Here is an 18,156-nt window from a genome sequence, read left to right as displayed (position 1 = left end):
CAGCGCCACAACACGCCCCCGGCTCAGATAGGTGGGCTGACGGGTCCCCGTTGATCGGTCCACCGTGAGTGTGAGTCGGTTATCGGTGGATGCAGGCAGCAGCGTATCCCGCGGGGGTTTGATAGCCCAGGGCTGAGTGCCTGCGGTGGTGGTTGTAGTCGTCCTTCCAGTCGCTGATCACGACGCGGGCTTGGGTCAGCGACCAGAAGTTGTTGATGTTGAGGCATTCGTCGCGCAGTCGGCCGTTGAACGATTCGATGTAGCCGTTGCGCCAAGGCTGTCCGGGTGGGATGAACGCCAGGCCGACGCGTTCACCGGCCCAGTCCCGCATCGCCTGGCATGCCAGTTCCGGGCCGTTGTCGCTGCGTAGCGCGGCCGGGTATCCGCGGCCGGTGGCGATACGGTCGAGTTCGTCAATGAGCCGGTCGGCGGTGATGGAGCGTTCGACCAGCCCGCCCAGGCATTCGCGGGTGTGCTCATCGATGAGGGACACGATCTTGACCGGACGGCCGTCGTCGGTGGCGTCGAACTGGAAATCGACTGCCCACACTCGATTCGGCGCGTCCGCGGTCACCGCCGTGACCGTCGAGTCACCGATTCGTTTACGGCGCCGTCGCTGCGGCACCCGTAGCCCTTCCTGCCGCCACAGGCGTTGGATCTTCTTGTGATTCACCGTCCAGCCCTCGCCGCGGGCGTCGTGGTAGGCGCGACGGAACCCTTGCCGTGGATGGTTGCGTGCCCAGTCACGCAACCATGCCCGCAACGGTGCATCCCGATCCGTGGGCTGCTGCGCGCCCGCAGGACGGCGCTGGGTACTGCGATGCTGCCCGGTCACCCGGCAGGCGAACCGTTCGCTGACGCCCATGAGGCGCATCAGATGCGCCACGGCCGCGCGCCGGCGTTCCGGGTCTAGAAGTTTCCCTTGGCGATCTCCTTCAACGCCGCCTTCTCCAACTCCGCTTCGGCCAAAAGCCGCTTGAGTGTGGTGTTCTCGCGTTCGAGGTCTTTCAACCGTCGAGAACGAACTGGACCTCGTCTTCCCCAACCGCGACGGCGGCATCTGGGACCCCCACAATTTCAACCGGCTGTGGCGTCAAGCACGCGGAGAGAAGTTCGCATGGGTCACCCCCAAACCTTCCGCAAGACCGTCGCATCCCTCATCACCGACCAATAGGCCCCCAAGCCGCCGCACAGCAACTCGGCCACGCCAACGACTCCGACACCAAACGCCACTACATCGACCAACCGACTGAAGCACCCGACTTCACCGCAGCCCTGGGACGCCTCGCGGGATGAAAACGTGTCGTTTCCGTGTCGTTCGACCCCCAAATCGGACAAAACCAGGGTCGAACTTGTACGTTCGCCCTGGTCACAGCTCCCCCATCTGGACTCGAACCAGAAACCTGCCGATTAACAGTCGGCTGCTCTGCCAATTGAGCTATAGGGGATTGCCCTCGGCTCGTCCGGTTGGTATCGGGCGGGCCGAGGAGAAACTCTAGCGTATCGCTGGGCGGGAGCCCAAATCGCGTCGCTACCTGCTGTCTTGTCCGCCGGAGGCGGGGTGTCGGCACCGGGTGTCCGGATCGACAGGCGTGTGGGGCGTCGGGCAGGATGGGGGCGGCGAACTGGCAACTGGGAGGAGCACATCGAGATGCTGCGGTTGATCATCGGCGTGGCGGCCGGCTACGTACTCGGCAGTAAGGCCGGGCGGGCTCGCTACGAACAGATCAGCGCCGCGACCCGCGCGCTGACCGAGAGCCCGGTGACCCGCAAGCTCGTGCTCGTGGGCAGGCAGAAACTGGCGGACAAGCTCAGCACCCGCCCCCGCCTGGAGCCGATGGAACCGATCGATGAGCGCACCACCGTCCTGGTGCCGCACGACCAGCTGCGCCGCTGACCTCACCCGCGACGTGACCGGGTCGGCGCTACGCCCCGGTCGCGAAGTCCCCGTGGTTGCCCATCGCCTGGGTGAGCAGGCTCTTGCGGTACTGCTCGAGGGCGACGAGGTCGCCGAAGAGGGCTAGGTAGGCCTCCGGCTGTTCGGTCGAGGAGATCCGCTGCAGCCTGGACTTGAGCTCGGCGATCTGCCTGCCCACCCAGGCTTCCTGGGTGCGGGCGAGAACGCCGGAGACGAAGCGCGGGATATCGGACTCCGACTTCACCGGCAGCGGCTCGGCGGCGAGTTCCGAGAGCAGCGCGCGCATGGTCAGGTCCTCGGTGCGGTCGGCGACGGCGTTGACCCATTCGGCGCCGCCGAGTCCGGCCGCCGTGCCGCCCGCCTCGGCGATCAGGCCGCGCAGCACCGCGTAGGCGGGGTGGGTGAAGGCTTCGGCCTCGAGCGCGTCGAAACCCGCTCCGGCCATCGCCGGGTATTGGAGGGCGGCCGCGAGCACCTGGCGCTGCGGCAGCAGGGTGGGATCGTTCGGATTGGGCCGCGCGGCGGGATGTTCGGCGACCACCTCGCGGGGCGCGGGCGTGCGCACCGTGCCGGTCCGCCCGCCGCCGTTGCGATGCCGCTTGGCTTCCTCGCCGACGCGGCGCACGACGGTCTGGATGTCGTCCCAGCCGACCCAGCCGGCCAGTTTGGTGGCGTAGGCCTTGCGCAGGGCGTTGTCCTTGATCTGCGCGACCACCGGCACCGCCCGGCGCAGCGCCTCCACCTGCCCCTCCGCGGTGTCGAGGTCGTGGTCGGCCAGCAGGCCGCGAATCACGAACTCGTACAGCGGAGTCCGGCGGGCGACCAGATCGCGCACGGCGGCGTCACCGGAGTGCTGCCGCAGTTCGCACGGGTCCTGCCCGTCCGGCGCGATCGCGATGTAGGTCTGACCGGCCAGCTTCTGATCGCCCGAGAAGGCCTTCAGAGCCGCCGCTTGGCCCGCGGCGTCGCCGTCGAAGGTGTAGATGATCTCGCCGCGCCAGAAATTGTCGTCCATCATCAGGCGGCGCAACAGGGCGAGATGCTCGTCGCCGAACGCCGTGCCGCAGGAGGCGACGGCGGTCTTGACCCCGGCCAGGTGCATCGCCATGACGTCGGTGTAGCCCTCGACCACCACCGCCTGGTGCCCCTTGGCGATCTCGCGCTTGGCGTGATCCAGGCCGAAGAGGACCTGAGATTTCTTGTACAGCAGGGTTTCCGGCGTGTTGATGTACTTGCCGGGCATGGTGTCGTCGTCGAAGAGCTTGCGGGCGCCGAAACCGATGACGTCACCGGACAGGTTGCGGATCGGCCACAGCAGCCGCCGGTGGAAGCGGTCGATCGGGCCGCGCTGACCTTGCCGCGACAGCCCGGCCGCCTCCAGCTCCTTGAAGTCGAACCCCTTGCGGAGCAGATGCTTGGTGAGTGTGTCCCACCCGGCCGGTGCGTAGCCGCAGCCGAACTGGTGCGCGGCGGCGGCGTCGAAGTTGCGATCGGTGAGATATTTGCGCGCGGCTTCGGCTTCCGGCTCGCGCAGCTGGGCGATATAGAACTCGTGCGCGGCGGCGTTCGCCGCGACCAGCCGGGACCGGGTGCCGCGGTCGCGCTGCACCGAGGTGCCGCCGCCCTCGTAGTTGATCCGGTAACCGATCCGGTCGGCCAACTGCTCGACCGACTCGACGAATCCGACGTGCTCGATCTTCTGCAGGAAAGCGAACACGTCGCCGCCCTCGCCGCAGCCGAAGCAGTGGAACAGGCCGTGATTGGGTCGCACGTGGAATGACGGCGACTTCTCGTCGTGGAACGGGCACAGGCCCTTCATGGAGTCGGCTCCGGCGCGCTTGAGCGCCACGTACTCCCCCACCACGTCTTCGATCCGGACGCGCTCGCGTATTGCCGCGATATCGCGATCAGGAAGTCGTCCGGCCACGGCAGAGAGTCTAGGCGAAGGCGGGGCCGACGCGCCCGGTCGGCTCCACACCGCGATTTCCGGCGGCCCCGCCCGTCACGAGCGGTCCAGTTCCGCGCGGATCGCCGCGACCGTCTCGGCCAGACGTGCCTGGTGAGAGCCCTGCCAGTAGATCCGGCCGCAAGCGCGGCACTGCCGGAAGGTGTCGTAGTAGCGACGCGTGAGCGGTTCCAGACGGTCCTCGACCTCGGCTTTACCGACCTCGGCGACGACGCCGCCGCAACGCAGGCAGCGGGTGAACGGATCCAGGCGCGCGGCGAGGTCGAGCCGCCGGATCAGCTCCACGACCTGGTCGCCCGGCCGGTCGGATCGGATGTAGACGCCGTGGGTGACATTGCGGCGCTTCAACAGCCCCCGGTCACGGGTGAGCAGAATCCGATGCTCGGCCGCGGACGCCTCGGCGAGTTCGGCGTCCCCGGCCGTCCAGCGGCAGTGCACGTCGAGACCGAGCAACCGCATCAGCTTGGCTAGACCACCGAGATTCACGTCCGCGAGGAAGCGGGGCTCGCGCAGCGGATGCGGGCGCACCAGCGTCACCCGGCCGATGTCGAGTGTTTCGAAGACGGGGTACGCGGTGATCCGCGCGCCGGGGCGCGGGCGATGGTCGAAGTCGACCGGTTCTCCGTCGACCAGGATCAGATCGATCTCGGTGTGCGGAATGCCGGCGGCCTCGATGACGTCCTTGACGGTCTGGTGCGGACGGCATGGCCGTCGCAGCACGGTGTATCGCTCGCCGGGCCGCAGGAAGTCGTTCAGTTCGGCGTATACCCGCAGATCGACGCTCATTCGACGAACAGCGCCATCGACGCCGTGAACCCGTGCAGCGCGTTGCGGCCCGCGATGGGCCCGATCTCACCGGCGGCGAAGAAGCCGGCGAGCGGGATGCCGTCGAGCAAGTCCTCGATGGTGGTGGCGTCGTGGTCGGCCACGCCGAACATCCGGCGGCCGCGTCCGTTGCAGGTGAACAGCAGGGCGCCGGCCGGAGGTCCGGGCAGGTCGGTGCGTGCCCGCGCCAGCGCCGCCCGCAGGTCGTGGTCGGCTCCGATCGCGTCGCGGACCTGGAACTGGACGGTGGTGCCGACTTCCACCACCTCGCCCACCTCGATCGCGCCGCTGGACGGATCGGCGCCGAGCAGGCCGCGGATCAAGAAATCGCCCTGCCCCGGCTCGGCCAGATGCTCGTCGACGACGAAGCCGATCTGCAGGCCGCGCGCCAGCTGTTCCTGCTGGTCGGGCGGCAGCACGGCGACGATCTGACGCAACCGCTCGATCGGGGGCAGGCCGCCGAGCCCGGTGATCACCATGCCGTCCGCGCCGGTGACGGTGTAGGGGTGGCCGATCGGACGGCAGCCCTGGGACACGATCGGCACGTTGTGCAGGCCGGGAAGCCGCACGCCGACCGCGCCCGAGGTCACCACGGCGTGATCGCGGAACAGGCGGCTGCCTTCCGGGCCGTGGCCACCGCTGACCAACCCGCCCATCACGACGGTGCCGGGCAGATCCGTGTTCACGTACTCCAGCAGCAGATCGGCCGGGAACGAGTAGGGGTCGGGCAGCAGCAGGTGGAAGTCGCGTGCGGCCTTGTCGAAGCGATAGCCGGCGAGCAGCCCTCCGCTGGCCGTGCGCAGGAAGTCCAATTGGAAGGTTTCGGCGGCGGGCAGTCCGGAGGCCAGCCACACCGCCACCGCGGGCTCGTCCTCGATCTCGCGGCGACCCGCCACCACCGCTTGGGCCACGCATCCGATCAGGGCGGGCACCCGGACCGTCCGGTGGACGCCGGAGAGCACTTCCACGGCGTCGTCGGTGTGCGCGCGGGACGCGAGCAGCACAGCGAGGGACGGCGCCGCGCCCGCGATCTCGTCGCGGGCGCGCGCTGCGGCTTCCATGCCCGCTCGCCGCGCATCCGGCGCGGTGGAGAGCCCTACTCCGATCCGCACCCCTCTATGGTAGCCAACCTGGGAAGATGGCGAATTCAACTGTGGCACAATGAATTTCACGAGCCAGGCGAAGCCGGTCCGCCAGGTGACGGCTCGGACCACCGGTTTCCCCGCGCCACGATCGCAGCGGCAAGGTGGCGGGAAGGTTGCGAATCGATAGCTGTTCGGCCGCGGCGGGCGCATCATCCATGCTTCCCAGCCCGGAGAGGTCAGGGAGATCTGAGCGACAATGGCCGCAACCACAGTCTGTTCTCGATGAACCGGGATCAGAATGTCGGCGCAGGCCGGCGCACCGCGGCAAGACCTGATGAGGACAGGCGGGAGACATCGTGAGTCAGCCGTCGCGGATCGACACCGGCGAGCTGCGCGCGATGGTCTCGACCTTGGAACGGCTCATTGCCGACGCTTCCCGGACGGTCGGCCAACTGAAAGCGGCCATCGCCTCCGCCGAAGGGCTCGTCGGCGGCGACCCGGTCGATCATGCCGAAGCATCGCCTGTCCTGGAGCCCGCGGTGTTCGCGGCGGAATCGTCGCCCGAGCCGAAGGCGATGCCGACGCCGTGGTCCCGTAAGAACCAGGAAACGCCCTGGTCAAGGCGTGTGGTGCGGCCGTGCCCGACGGTGCAGAGCACACCTGTTCACGTATCCGCGCCCCGCGAGATCGGCGTCCCGCCAGCGGAGGTCTCCGCGCCCGCACGTCGATTGGCCCCGGCCCGCCACTCGGAGTTCCAGCCCGCAGGTCGTCGAACCGATGCCGTCGACGAGCGGGCATCGGTCCGGCGCGCCGTTGCCGCCGACGGCCCTCCCCCCGCCGCCGCCGCGGCGTCGAGCCGTGGGACGGACCGGGGCGAACACTCCGTGCCTCGCCGGCGCACCGATGCCGCATCCGCCCACCGGACGGACACTCCTGACGGCTCCCCTCCGGATGGGTCGGCCGGCGCCGCACCCAGCGTCGGAAGAGCGCACCGCGCCGAGGACCTCGCACCGATCGGGAGTCCGCGGCACCAGGTGTCAGCTCCCAGTGCGGCCGGTGGCAGTCGTCCCCCTCGCCCGCACATCGACCTGGACGACTCGGTGCGGCTCGTGCGACCAGAGGCCCCCGCGCCAGCTGCGCGCAGCGGGTCGGCACCGGGCCAGCCGACCGACTTCATCGACGCCTCCGCAGCGACCGATTCGGCCGGCGCCGCCGCGGAGGGACACCGGTCCCCCTCGCGATGGACCGATGCCCGAGACGACCATGAACCCATCCAGCAAGCGGGTGCCGCGCATAACCGGGCACCGGCTCGCCAGAAGGACATCCAAGAAGCCTTCGCGTCACCGCGACATATCGCTGCCGCTGACGGCTCCCCGCCTGCCCCGGAGACCGGCCCTGCACCCCACCCGGAGCAAGTCCCGCAAACGACGGAACCAGCGCCCCCGGAACGAACCGGCATCGCCGACGACCCCGCACCCGTCGTGCCGAACGCCCGGCGCGGCGCACCGATCGAAGCCGCAGACGACGACGTACTCATCGAAGAAGCCGACGATCGTCCGGCGGTCACGCTGCGGGACGACACCACGATCGGCACCGCAACTACCCCGCCGCCCGGCATCGCAGACGACTCCCCGCCCGGTTCAGTGCCCCCGTACCTTCCGGTCCCCATCACGTCCACCGACCAGTCCGGGAGATCGAGCGAGCTCGCACGTATCCGAAGAACCGAGCCCGAGGCCACCCACGGATACGATGCGGCGTCCCTGGTCCCGACCGACCGTGCGGCCGATTCCGCAGCCGGTCACGTCACCGACACCACACCTACGCCTTCGACCGATAACGCGGATCTCCCCCGGCGGATGATCAGCGAGAACGACGCGGACCCCGACATACCGACGAACCTCGCCGAGCAGCAGGCGCCGAACCCGCGGACAGCCACCACACTGCGCCCCGACCCCATTCCTGAACTCGACGCCCCAGGTCATTCCGCAGCCGAGCAGCAGACAACCGCAGCGCCAAACCAGTCGAGCGGCAACGCAAACCTTCCCAGCCGCCAACCGATGATCAATGCCGACGACTCGCTACCTCACCGCCACAAGGAGGCTACCGAGCAGACGGCACCCGCCCAGGCAGCCACCACGCCCCTCCCCGAACCCTCCGGCCAGATCGACGCCACAGACCACCCCGCAGCCGAGCAGCAGACAACCGCAACGCCCGATCACTCGAGCGGGAACACGGCCCGCTCCCAGCCCACGAGCAGCATCGGCGACTCGGCACCCGATCCGCCGAGGGATACCGCCGAGCAGGCGGCATCCGTTCCGGCGGCTACCGCACCAGGTCCCCAGATCGATGCCACGGATGATTGCGCGGCCGAGCGGCGGGCAGGCTCCGCGCCGGGCCTGCAGGCGGACGCCACTGATGAACCCGTATCGCGGCGAACGATCGGGAACGCGCCCGGCTCGGCTGCTTGGCTCGACGCGCTGCGCTTCTCCTGGCTCGATTCCCCGAACGGCTCACCGCCCGCCGGCGCTGGAACGACGGACGCCTCGGGCCACCAGGCGGGATCGCCCCCAGGGGCCGGGGAGGCAGGCAGCGTCGCTCAGCAGTTGGGCAGCACAGACAACTCCGGAGCCCGCCGGAGCATCGGCCACCCCTCGAGCGGCGGACGGAGCGATCCCGCGCCCGAACACCCCGGGACCGCACCCAACCGGAAACCCGACGCCGCCGACCAGCCGACGCAAACCGAAGTCAGCGCTACCGGACACCCTCGGCACGCCGCTGACGACGCCGATTCCATCGGCATCGCTAAAAACCCGACGCGGTCACCCCGAACAGACGTCACACACCCTCACCGGGCCGCCTCGGCCGCAACAAGCGCGGAGAACTCCACCGCGGTGCACCGCAGCGAGTCGGCGACTCCGCGGCGGACCGGCAGCACAGGCGGCGTACCGGTCCAACGCCCCGGCCCCGCATCCCCCCGGAAACACGAGCGCGCACTCATCGAGCGCGGCGATTCCGCACGCCGCCCCGCAGTCTCCGAGCAGACCGACGCTCCCGACCCGTTCGAGGCGCTTCGCATCGCGCGGGAGATGTCGGCGCGGCACGGGGTGGAAGTCGTCGGGTTCGATACCGCGAATGTCGATCTCCAGGTGATCCGTGAGATCGCGTCCGCCATCGATGAGCTGCTCACGAAATACCCGATGCCGCTGCGGGGCGTCGAACTGACCGCTGACACGGAGCCTCGCCCGCGACCGGAGCGCGACCCCACAGCGGCGCAGTCGGCCGACGCCCCGATCTGGTTGCTGCTTGACCACGCGGCCTTGTCTCCGCCGCGGTCGGCTCCGGTGGAGACGCGCAGGATCTTCCGGCGCCGCGGGCCTGCCGAGCGGCCCGTGTACACGGCGGTGGTGCGCGAATTCGCGGGGGCGCTCGATGTCGCCGGTGCGTTCCGGGCTCGGCAAGAAGCTCTGCGAACTCTGATCAACGAGTCACTGCGCGGCGGCGGCGGTGGACTCGGACTGCTCGACCCCGGCCGCGCCTTGATCGACGGCTTCACCGAGGTGGTGCTGCGAGGCGAGCGAGCCAGCGCGACGGCCAAGGAATTGCACGGCGCGCTGGTCAAAATGGCCCGAGTGGAGTCTTCCGACGACCTGTCGGCGTGAGACTGGATGGGCAGTACGCATAAAGGGCGCAGCCGGACGCAGTCCGCCCTCAGTCCCGCGCACGGCCGCAGCGAAGGCGGAGGTACGCACAATAGGCGCAGCCGGACGCAGTCCGTCCTTATTTTCCGCGCACGGCCGGAGCGAAGGCGGAGGTACGCCTTAGACGTTCAACTCCCCCGCCACCCGCTCCAACCGGCTCTCGGTATAGGACGCGATCTGATCGACCACGACGCGCACGCGGGCGGTGTCGTCGGACGCGGCGTTCCAGAACGGCAGCAACAGCGGGTCGAGACTGCCGGGTGCGGTGGCGAGCAGGCGCTCGGCCACGGCGAGGACGCGTTCGCGTTGTGCGGCCTGCCGCAGCCGATGCGCGGGGTCGGACATCACGTAGCGCAACGCGACGGTCTTCAGCAGCGCCACCTCGGCGGCGACGATGCGCGGCACCTCGAGATCCGCGTGGTATCTGGACAGCGGCTGCGGCCCGGCCGCCGCGCGCGTCGCCATGATCGCCGCGGTGGCGAAGCGGCCGACGAGTTCGCTGGTGAGACGCTTGAGCGCGACCGAGGCGGTGAACGTGCCGTCGTATCCGGACGCCGCCGCGACCACCGGGAGTTCCGACAGCCGTTGCGCGGCGGCGATCAACTCGTCGGCGGCCAGCGAGTGCTGGAACTGGCCGAGCGCGGCCAGCGCGTCCTGTTCGGCCGGGTCGGCCAGCGCGCGCAGATCGATCCGGCCCGCGATGACGCCGTCCTCGACGTCGTGCACCGAGTAGGCGACGTCGTCGGACCAGTCCATGATCTGGCATTCGAGGCTGCGGCGCCCGTCCGGCGCGCCCTTGCGGATCCACTCCAGGCGCTCGGTGTCGACCTCGTAGGCGCCGAACTTGGTGCCGGGACCGGTTCGCCCCCAGGGGTATTTGAGCGCGGCGTCGAGCGCCGCGCGGGTGAGGTTGAGACCCGCGCTGGCGCCGTCGGGCTCGAGCACTTTCGGTTCCAGGCGGGTGAGGATGCGCAGGTTCTGCGCGTTGCCTTCGAATCCGCCGAAGGCGTCGGCGAAGGCGTCGAGGGCCTTCTCGCCGTTGTGGCCGTAGGGCGGATGGCCGATGTCGTGGGCGAGGCCGGCCAGGTCGACCAGGTCCGGGTCACAGCCGAGACCGTCGGCGATGCTGCGGCCGATCTGGGCTACCTCCAGGGAATGGGTGAGCCGGGTGCGCGGGGTGTCCGCCTCGCGCGGACCCATGACCTGCGTTTTGTCGGCCAGTCTGCGCAGCGCGGCGGAGTGCAGCACGCGGGCGCGGTCGCGGGCGAATTCGGTGCGGTGGCCGGTCTCGAACTCGCTGCGCGGAGGGCCGAGTCCCGCGGTCTTGGCGCCCTCGACGACGAGGCGTTCGGTGTCGTGATCGGTGTACCGGGCGCTCATCGAGGGCTCACTGTCCCGCCGTGTAGGTGAAGTCCGCCGAGAAGTGGGTGAGCTGGTACCACAGCAGGGCGCCGGTCTCCCTGGCGATGCCGTGCGCCTGCGATTCCCTGGTGTAGACGGCGGGGCCGGTTCTGGTGGGGGCGGTCCAGGCCGCAAGCCCCTCGTCGCGTGCCATGGTTCGGGTGCGCAGCGAGTGCCACGGATCGCTGACCAGCACCGCCGACGACATGTCCCGCGCGCGCATCGCGGTGACCACCGCTTCGATGCTGCGCAGCGTGTCCGATCCGGTTTCCACGGCGAGGATCTTGTCGGCGGGCACGCCGCGCGCCTGCAGATAGTTCTTGCCGGAGGCGGCCTCGGTGAAAATATCGCCCTCCTGTTTGCCGCCCACGGTGATGACACGGGGCGCGACACCGGCCCGGAACAGCTTGTAAGCCTGGTCGAGTCGCGCCTCGAACACCGAGGACGGCGTTCCGGAATACTGCGCCGCGCCGAGCACGACGATCGCGTCGGCCTTCGTGTAGTCATCGATGCGCGCGACCTGCCACACCCGGAAGGCGGTCCCGCCGACCAGCACCGCGCCCATCACGACGGAACCGACGACCAGCCGCCGCGTCCAGCGCAGCAACCCGGCGCCGAAGCCCTGTGGCCGGGCGGATTCGGGCGCGGGAAGGGCTCGGGTGCGCATCGTTGGCAAATCCACTCCCCAAGTCTGCCAAAAGCGGCGCGGGCCACCGACCGCTTACCGCCAGGGGCGGCTACCAGCCGCGGTCTCGCCAGGCCGGAAGGCTCGGACGCTCGGCGCCGAGCGTGGTGTCGTCGCCGTGGCCGGGGTAGACGACGGCGTCGTCGGGGTAGCGGTCGAAGAGCTTGGCCGACACGTCGGTGAGCAGCGAGGTGAAGTCCGCCGGGGAGGTGGTGCGTCCGACGCCGCCGGGGAACAGCGAGTCCCCGGTGAACAGATGCGTGCGTCCCGCCCCGTCGGTGAGCGCGAGGGTGATCGAGCCCGGCGTGTGACCGCGCAGATGGATGACCTCGAAGACCAGATCGCCGATGGTGACGGTGTCGCCGTCGGCGAGCAGCCGATCGGGGCGGACCGGCAGCGGGTCGGCGTCGAGCGGGTGCGCGGCGGTGGGAGCGCCGGTGGCCTCGGCGGTTTCGCGCAGCGCCAGCCAGTGGTCGCGGTGCTGATGGGTGGTGACGATCAGCCGGATCTGGCCGCGCGCCTCCTGCTCGACCAGAGCCGCGATGCGGTCGGGCTCGTTGGCGGCGTCGATGAGCAGGGCCGCGCCGGTGCCCGCGCACTGCACCAGATAACAGTTGTTGTCCATGCCGCCGACCGACATCTTGACGATGCGCGCGCCGGGGACATCCCGCTGCTGCGGGTTCGAATCCGGTGACACGTGGCCGCTGTAGGGGCGATCGATGGTGATCACGAAACGATGCTATCGAGCTAGATTCGTGCCATGTCACTGCCGTCGCCGATCCGCTTCGTTCGCTTGCTCGCGATCAGCGTCCTCCTGGCCGCGATCGCCCTGCTGGGCGCTCCGACGATCGCGGCGGAACCGCCGCTGCGCATGAACACCTATGTGGAGAATCCGGCTGGCGTGCTCGATCAGAGTCAGCGCGATCGGGTGAGCGGCGCGGTGGACCGGCTCTACGCCGACCAGCAGTTGCGACTGTGGGTGGTGTACGTGCGCGGCTTCGACGGGCTCGATCCGCGCGACTGGGCCAGGCGCACCGCCTCGATATCCGGGTTCGGCCCACGGGACCTGCTGCTCGCGGTCGCCACCGAGGACCGCGCGTACTGGCTGGAAGGCGAAGTGCCCGGCGAGGTCAGCGATGCCGAACTCGACGACATCCTGATCGGCGAGGTGGAGCCCGCCCTGCGGGACGGACGCTGGGCCGACGCGGGAATCGCGACGGCCGACGGGCTCGACGCCGCCATGCGCGGCGGCGGCGTGAACGTCCGCGCCTTGCTCGTCCTCGGCCTGCTGGTGGTGCTGGTGGCGGGCGGCCTGGTCTGGTACGCGCGCAAGCGGCGGCGGGAACGGTCCGCGGCCGAGCTGGCGGTGGCGCGGCAGCTGGATCCGGAGGACACGACGGCGCTGTCGGCGCTGTCGACGGAGGCGCTGCAGGCCCGGTCACGGGAGACGCTGGTGGAGATCGACAACGCGATCCGCACCAGCGGCGAGGAGCTCGAGCTCGCCACCGGGGAGTTCGGCGCCACCGCGACCACCCCGTTCCGCAACGCTCTGGAGAATGCGAAAGCCGCTGCGGCTCAGGCGTTCACGATCCGGCAGCGCCTCGACGACGCGATTCCGGAGACACCCGACGAACAGCGCGCCCTGCTGGTCGAGCTGATCGGCAAGGTGGGGCGCGCCGACCGGGAACTCGACGCGCAGGTCGCGGAATTCGACGCCATGCGCGATCTGCTGCTCGACGCCCCGGCTCGGCTGGACGCCCTCACCAGGGACGTGGTCGAGGTGACCGCCCGGATTCCCGCCTCGGAAGCCGAGCTGAGCCGGCTCGCCGCCGCCCATCCGGCCAGCGTGCTCGCGCCGATCGAGGACAACGTGCGGATGGCACGCGAGCGCCTCGCCTTCGCGGAGCAGAACGTGGACGCGGGACGTTCCGCACTCGCCGAGCCGGTCGGCGAGCAAGGCGGCGCGGTCGCCGCCATTCGTTCCGCAGAGGCCGCGATCGGCCAGGCCCGCTCCCTGCTCGACGCCGTCGACAACGCCTCCAGCGCCATCCAGCAGGCCCGCGACGGCCTGCCCGGCGCGCTGGAGGAGCTGCGCCGCGACCTCGCCTCCGCCGCCGGACTCGGCGACTACGGCGGGCGGGAGCTGGCCGACGCCCGCGCCGCCGCGCAGTCGGCACTGGAGCAGGCGACGGCCACGGGTGACACCGATCCGCTGAGCGCCTTCCACGACGCGGTCACCGCCGACGCCGATCTCGACCGTGCCGTCGCGAGCGCCACCGATCGCAAGCTCGCCGCCGAGGACCTGCGACGCAGGCTCGATCGAGCGCTCGCCGACGCGGGCGTCCGGATCGGTTCGGCCGCAGACTATATCGGCACCCGGCGCGGCGGCATCGACGCCGACGCGCGCACCCGCCTGTCGGAAGCGCAGCGCAACCTCGACGAAGCGCGGCGTTCGAGCACGAGCGATCCCGCCGCCGCCCTGCGGCACGCGCAGGCGGCGGCGGATCTGGCCGGGCGCGCGCTGCAAGCGGCACAGGCCAGCGTGCGGGCGTGGGAGGCCGAACGGATGCCCGCCGCAAGCGCCAACACCGGGGCGGTGCTCGGCGGTATCCTGCTCGAAGGACTGCTGCGCGGAGCGGCCGGCGGCGCCGTACGCCCCGGCGGCGGCTGGAGCCCCGGTTCGTACGGTGGTTCGTCCGGCTCCCGGCGCATCGGCCGCGGCGGGAGATTCTGACCTCGGCTCAGCGGCCGTCCGCACCGGTCAGTGGGCCCCGGCCGCCGACAGGGCGGTCAGTTCGGCTCGCACCGCCTCCGGGAGGCCGTCGGCGTGCGCGCCGCCGCCGAGCACGCCGACGGTCAGCTCCTGCGCGAAGGTGTAGGCGAGATAGGTGACCGCGGCCGACGCCCCCGCGGATGGGCGGGGATGGGCCGAGACGTAGACGATCTCGTAATCGGTGAGTTCCAGCCCGGCGGGTGTGCGGAACGCGGGGACGACGCCGGTATTGGTGACCGCGATGTGCCCCGCCAGCGAATGAATCCTCTTGGCTCCGTAGTAATCCGGGAAATGCAGCACGGACTGCTGCACGACCCCTTCGGACAGGTCACGGGTCAGCCGAGCCGAAATACGCTGTGCCAGTTCGACCGGGCTGGCGGCCGGGTCCACTTCGTCGGCGAAGGAAGCCTGTCCGGCCATGTTGGTGCCCGCGGAGGCGGCGACCGGCGGATCCAGCCGGTTGCGCAGGTCGACCGGATACAGGCAGCCCAAAGTGGTCGCGCCGCCTGCTGTCTCACGGGCATACGCGCGCAGCAGCGCGGCGGTGAGCAGCCCGTTGACCGTCGTACCCGACTTGTGCCCCAGTTCTGCGATCCGGGCGGTGGCCGCCCTGTTCAGCCGCACGCGCACCGGACGGGCGAGCGTACTCGGCGCGGGTTTCGCGTCATCGGACGGCGCTTCCCGCGCCTCTGGCGGAAGCGGCACGGTCACGTCCTCGAATCCCGACCTCGCGGTCGCGGTGATGCCCCGCGCCGCCACATACCACTCCAGAGATTGTGGAATCCCCTGTGGCGCAACATGACTTGACTGACCCTCGACATGGCCGGTGTAGAAATCCCACAGCCGGGACAGCAGTTCCACGCAGTGGCCGGCGTCGGCGACGCTGTGATGAACGAACAGCGTGACACGCCACTCGCCCCCGCCCGAGCCGATGACGTCCAGATACGCCAGTTGAACCGCCGGATCCATGGCGGGGACACCGATCACCGCCGGATCACCCTCGCGTACGGCGACCGGGACCAACGCCGTCTCGTCCGCGGCGAACAGATACCCCTGCCCCGCACCGTCTTCCACGATTCTGCAACCGATCACCGGATATCCGCGCCGCAACGTCGCGAACGCTTCCCGCAGCGTCGCAACGTCGAGCGCTCCCCGCACCGACACCGAGCGGCCCGTATAGGTGCCGTGCCGCACGAACCGCTGCTCCGACGGCGCCAGCACCCGAATCGGAGCGTCCTCATCCCACACCACACGGCAAGGGTGCTGCACTACCGGCACAGGCGCAAACCGACCGGGCGGATACGGAAGACTGCGGGTATGAGTCTCGCGGCGCATCTGGAACAGATCGGCCTTCCCGCGGTGGAGGAACAACTCGCCCATCCCACCGTGCTCGGTATCGCCAAGGGCACCCTGCCCGAAGCGGTGTTCCGGTCCTGGCTGGAGCAGGACTACCTGTTCCTGCTCGATTACGTCCGGGTGTTCGCCCGGCTCGCATGGCAGGCTCCGGCAGCCCATCTCGGCGATCTGGTCGATCTCGCGCACGCCACCTACCACGAGGAGCTGTCACTGCACCGGTCGCTGGCGGCCGAGTTCGGCGCCGACCTCCACGGCGCGGTCAAAGGCCCGGCGTGCGCGGCGTACACGGCGTTCCTGCTCGACTCCGCCGCGTCCTACGGCGAAGGCCTCGCCGCGCTCTACCCCTGCATGTGGGGATACTCCACGCTCGGCACGCGGCTGGCCCAGCACCCGCCCGCCGAACCGCGCTACCGCCGCTGGGTGGACACCTACGCCGATCCCGGATTCGCCGCCCTCACCCGCCGCTGCGCGCAGATGATCGACGAGTCCGGGGCCGACCCGGCGCGGGCGGAAGAGTTGTTCCGCGCGGGGCTCCGGCACGAGCTGGCGTTCTGGGACGTCCCGCTGACCTGAATCCTGTTGCCCAGCATGTTCGCACCGCGCCGTCGGCCGGGTGGACCTACGCTGACATCGTGAGTCAGGACCACGTGCGAGCCTCCGACGCGGATCGGGAGAAGATCATCGACCGGCTGCGCCTCGCGATGAACGAGGGCAGGCTGTCGCTCGCCGAATTCGACGACCGGCTGCGACAGGTGTACGCCGCCAAGACCTACGGCGAGCTGACGCCCTTGCTGTCGGACCTTCCCGCACAACGCGAAGCGCGGCCCGCGCGCGCCAAGGGCATCCCGCAGTGGATCACGATCATGTGGACGCCGTGGGTGTTCGTCAACGCGCTGTGCGTGGCGATCTACCTGGCCACCGGCGCGGGCTACTTCTGGCCGTTCTGGGTCGCGGTGCCGTGGGGCCTGGCGTTGCTCATCCCGACCACGATCGGCATCGTCACCCGCAAGAAGGACTGAACGACGGCGCCCCGCCACGGGGCGCCGTGCCGGGGCTCAGGCGCCGATCAGGTGCTGCGCCAGATAGCCCTCGACCTTGTCCAGCGCGATGCGCTCCTGGGTCATCGTGTCGCGTTCGCGGATGGTCACCGCCTGGTCGTCGAGCGTCTCGAAGTCGACGGTGATGCAGAACGGCGTGCCGATCTCGTCCTGGCGGCGGTAGCGGCGGCCGATGGCGCCCGCGTCGTCGAACTCGACGTTCCAGTGCTTGCGCAGCTGGGCGGCCAGGTCCTTCGCCTTCGGCGTGAGATCGGCGTTGCGCGACAGCGGCAGCACCGCCGCCTTCACCGGCGCGAGGCGGCGGTCCAGGCGCAGCACCGTGCGGGTGTCGACGCCGCCCTTGGCGTTGGGCGCCTCGTCCTCGGCGTAGGCGTCGACCAGGAAGGCCATCAGTGAGCGGGTCAGGCCCGCGGCGGGCTCGATCACGTACGGGATGTAGCGCTCGTTGGTGGTCTGGTCGAAGAAGCTCAACTCGGTGCCGGAGTGCTCGGAGTGCGTCTTCAGGTCGAAGTCGGTGCGGTTGGCGATGCCTTCCAGCTCACCCCACTCGTTGCCCTGGAAGCCGAAGCGGTACTCGATGTCGGTGGTGCCCGCCGAGTAGTGCGACAGCTTGTCCTTCGGGTGCACGAACAGCCGCAGGTTGTCGGCGGAGATGCCGAGATCGGTGTACCAGGAGAACCGCGTCTCGATCCAGTACTTGTACCACTCCTCGTCCTCGCCCGGCTTGACGAAGTACTCCATCTCCATCTGCTCGAACTCGCGGGTGCGGAAGATGAAGTTGCCCGGGGTGATCTCGTTGCGGAAGCTCTTGCCGATCTGCGCGATGCCGAACGGCGGCTTCTTGCGCGCGGTCGTCATCACGTTGGCGAAGTTCACGAAGATGCCCTGGGCGGTCTCCGGGCGCAGGTAGTGCAGGCCCTCCTCGGACTCGATCGGGCCGAGGTAGGTCTTGAGCATCATGTTGAAGTCGCGCGGCTCGGTCCAGCGGCCGACGGTGCCGCAGTTCGGGCACGCCACGAGTTCCATCGACACCGTGTCCGGGTCGTCGATCTTGTTCTTCAGCGCGTACGCCTCCTGCAGGTGGTCCTGCCGGAAGCGGTGGTGGCAGTGGAGGCACTCCACCAGCGGGTCGTTGAACACCCCGACGTGGCCGGAGGCGACCCACACCTGGCGGGGCAGGATCACCGAGGAGTCGAGACCGACGACGTCCTCACGGCCGGTGACCATGGCGCGCCACCACTGCTTCTTGATGTTCTCCTTGAGTTCGACGCCCAGCGGCCCGTAATCCCATGCCGACTTGGTGCCTCCGTAGATCTCACCGCACGGGTACACCAGACCCCGGCGCTTGGCGAGGTTGGCAACGGTGTCCACCTTCGACTTGGGTGCCACGC

Annotated in this window: 13 protein-coding genes, 1 tRNA gene and 1 pseudogene; 5 read left to right on the top strand and 10 right to left on the bottom strand. The window is 69.9% G+C overall.

Annotated elements, in window-relative coordinates:
- Nucleotides 1–79 precede the first annotated feature (79 nt).
- Nucleotides 80–1,020: pseudogene (locus U3653_RS06390) on the bottom strand (IS3 family transposase); the annotation flags it as partial.
- A gap of 355 nt (nucleotides 1,021–1,375) precedes the next feature.
- A tRNA-Asn gene (locus U3653_RS06385) sits at nucleotides 1,376–1,448 on the bottom strand.
- A 203-nt stretch (nucleotides 1,449–1,651) separates the two neighbouring features.
- On the opposite strand from U3653_RS06385, the gene U3653_RS06380 reads away from it, so the two are divergent.
- Nucleotides 1,652–1,897: a hypothetical protein gene (locus U3653_RS06380; protein ID WP_039796811.1), complete on the top strand. Its 246-nt coding sequence runs from the start codon at nucleotides 1,652–1,654 to the stop codon at nucleotides 1,895–1,897.
- A 28-nt stretch (nucleotides 1,898–1,925) separates the two neighbouring features.
- Here U3653_RS06380 and dnaG read toward each other — a convergent pair whose 3' ends face one another.
- The 3 genes from dnaG to U3653_RS06365 form a co-directional block, all read right to left on the bottom strand.
- A complete protein-coding gene (gene dnaG, locus U3653_RS06375) occupies nucleotides 1,926–3,845 on the bottom strand; it encodes a DNA primase (RefSeq protein WP_195077655.1) in 1,920 nt (639 codons plus the stop codon).
- 75 nt (nucleotides 3,846–3,920) lie between these two features.
- Nucleotides 3,921–4,670: a Mut7-C RNAse domain-containing protein gene (locus U3653_RS06370; protein WP_195077654.1), complete on the bottom strand. Its 750-nt coding sequence runs from the start codon at nucleotides 4,668–4,670 to the stop codon at nucleotides 3,921–3,923.
- Nucleotides 4,667–5,821 carry an FIST signal transduction protein gene (locus U3653_RS06365; RefSeq protein WP_195077653.1) on the bottom strand — a complete coding sequence of 385 codons (1,155 nt, stop codon included), beginning with the start codon at nucleotides 5,819–5,821 and terminating at the stop codon, nucleotides 4,667–4,669. Before U3653_RS06365 ends, U3653_RS06370 begins: the two co-directional genes overlap by 4 nt.
- A 329-nt stretch (nucleotides 5,822–6,150) precedes the next feature.
- Here U3653_RS06365 and U3653_RS06360 point away from each other — a divergent pair, with 329 nt between their 5' ends.
- A complete protein-coding gene (locus U3653_RS06360) occupies nucleotides 6,151–9,453 on the top strand; it encodes a hypothetical protein (RefSeq protein ID WP_195077652.1) in 3,303 nt (1,100 codons plus the stop codon).
- 159 nt (nucleotides 9,454–9,612) lie between these two features.
- Here U3653_RS06360 and U3653_RS06355 read toward each other — a convergent pair whose 3' ends face one another.
- From U3653_RS06355 to U3653_RS06345, 3 genes are all read right to left on the bottom strand, one after another.
- Nucleotides 9,613–10,872 carry a deoxyguanosinetriphosphate triphosphohydrolase gene (locus U3653_RS06355; RefSeq protein WP_195077651.1) on the bottom strand — a complete coding sequence of 420 codons (1,260 nt, stop codon included), beginning with the start codon at nucleotides 10,870–10,872 and terminating at the stop codon, nucleotides 9,613–9,615.
- Between the two features lie 7 nt (nucleotides 10,873–10,879).
- Nucleotides 10,880–11,560, bottom strand: a complete 681-nt coding sequence (locus U3653_RS06350) for a YdcF family protein (RefSeq protein ID WP_195077933.1) — start codon at nucleotides 11,558–11,560, stop codon at nucleotides 10,880–10,882.
- A gap of 70 nt (nucleotides 11,561–11,630) precedes the next feature.
- Nucleotides 11,631–12,308, bottom strand: coding sequence for an MBL fold metallo-hydrolase (locus tag U3653_RS06345; RefSeq protein ID WP_323123901.1), 678 nt, complete (start codon nucleotides 12,306–12,308; stop codon nucleotides 11,631–11,633).
- A 30-nt stretch (nucleotides 12,309–12,338) separates the two neighbouring features.
- Here U3653_RS06345 and U3653_RS06340 point away from each other — a divergent pair, with 30 nt between their 5' ends.
- The gene (locus tag U3653_RS06340) at nucleotides 12,339–14,312 is read left to right on the top strand and encodes a TPM domain-containing protein (RefSeq protein WP_195077650.1); all 1,974 of its coding nucleotides are present in this window, start codon (nucleotides 12,339–12,341) and stop codon (nucleotides 14,310–14,312) included.
- A 27-nt stretch (nucleotides 14,313–14,339) separates the two neighbouring features.
- Here the strand turns inward: U3653_RS06340 and U3653_RS06335 are convergent, their stop codons facing one another.
- Entirely contained in the window at nucleotides 14,340–15,602 is a 1,263-nt protein-coding gene (locus tag U3653_RS06335; protein ID WP_323123902.1) for a phthiocerol/phthiodiolone dimycocerosyl transferase family protein, read from the bottom strand.
- A 66-nt stretch (nucleotides 15,603–15,668) separates the two neighbouring features.
- On the opposite strand from U3653_RS06335, the gene U3653_RS06330 reads away from it, so the two are divergent.
- Entirely contained in the window at nucleotides 15,669–16,280 is a 612-nt protein-coding gene (locus U3653_RS06330; RefSeq protein WP_195077648.1) for a TenA family protein, read from the top strand.
- 59 nt (nucleotides 16,281–16,339) lie between these two features.
- Nucleotides 16,340–16,726, top strand: coding sequence for a DUF1707 domain-containing protein (locus tag U3653_RS06325; protein ID WP_195077647.1), 387 nt, complete (start codon nucleotides 16,340–16,342; stop codon nucleotides 16,724–16,726).
- Between the two features lie 36 nt (nucleotides 16,727–16,762).
- Here U3653_RS06325 and U3653_RS06320 read toward each other — a convergent pair whose 3' ends face one another.
- Nucleotides 16,763–18,154 carry a glycine--tRNA ligase gene (locus U3653_RS06320; RefSeq protein WP_323123903.1) on the bottom strand — a complete coding sequence of 464 codons (1,392 nt, stop codon included), beginning with the start codon at nucleotides 18,152–18,154 and terminating at the stop codon, nucleotides 16,763–16,765.
- Nucleotides 18,155–18,156 lie beyond the last annotated feature (2 nt).

It is taken from the genome of Nocardia implantans (assembly GCF_035544775.1).
Taxonomy (GTDB): domain Bacteria; phylum Actinomycetota; class Actinomycetes; order Mycobacteriales; family Mycobacteriaceae; genus Nocardia; species Nocardia implantans.
The sequence above is the reverse complement of the archived record's forward strand: the minus strand, read 5'-3'. Positions and strand labels throughout refer to the sequence as shown.

Bases quoted from the DNA above. Each gene is read 5' to 3' on its own strand.
- U3653_RS06380 (WP_039796811.1), top strand. From the start codon at position 1,652: ATGCTGCGGTTGATCATCGGCGTGGCGGCCGGCTACGTACTCGGCAGT.
- U3653_RS06370 (WP_195077654.1), bottom strand. From the start codon at position 4,670: ATGAGCGTCGATCTGCGGGTATACGCCGAACTGAACGACTTCCTGCGG.
- U3653_RS06355 (WP_195077651.1), bottom strand. From the start codon at position 10,872: ATGAGCGCCCGGTACACCGATCACGACACCGAACGCCTCGTCGTCGAG.
- U3653_RS06350 (WP_195077933.1), bottom strand. From the start codon at position 11,560: ATGCGCACCCGAGCCCTTCCCGCGCCCGAATCCGCCCGGCCACAGGGC.
- U3653_RS06340 (WP_195077650.1), top strand. From the start codon at position 12,339: ATGTCACTGCCGTCGCCGATCCGCTTCGTTCGCTTGCTCGCGATCAGC.
- U3653_RS06330 (WP_195077648.1), top strand. From the start codon at position 15,669: ATGAGTCTCGCGGCGCATCTGGAACAGATCGGCCTTCCCGCGGTGGAG.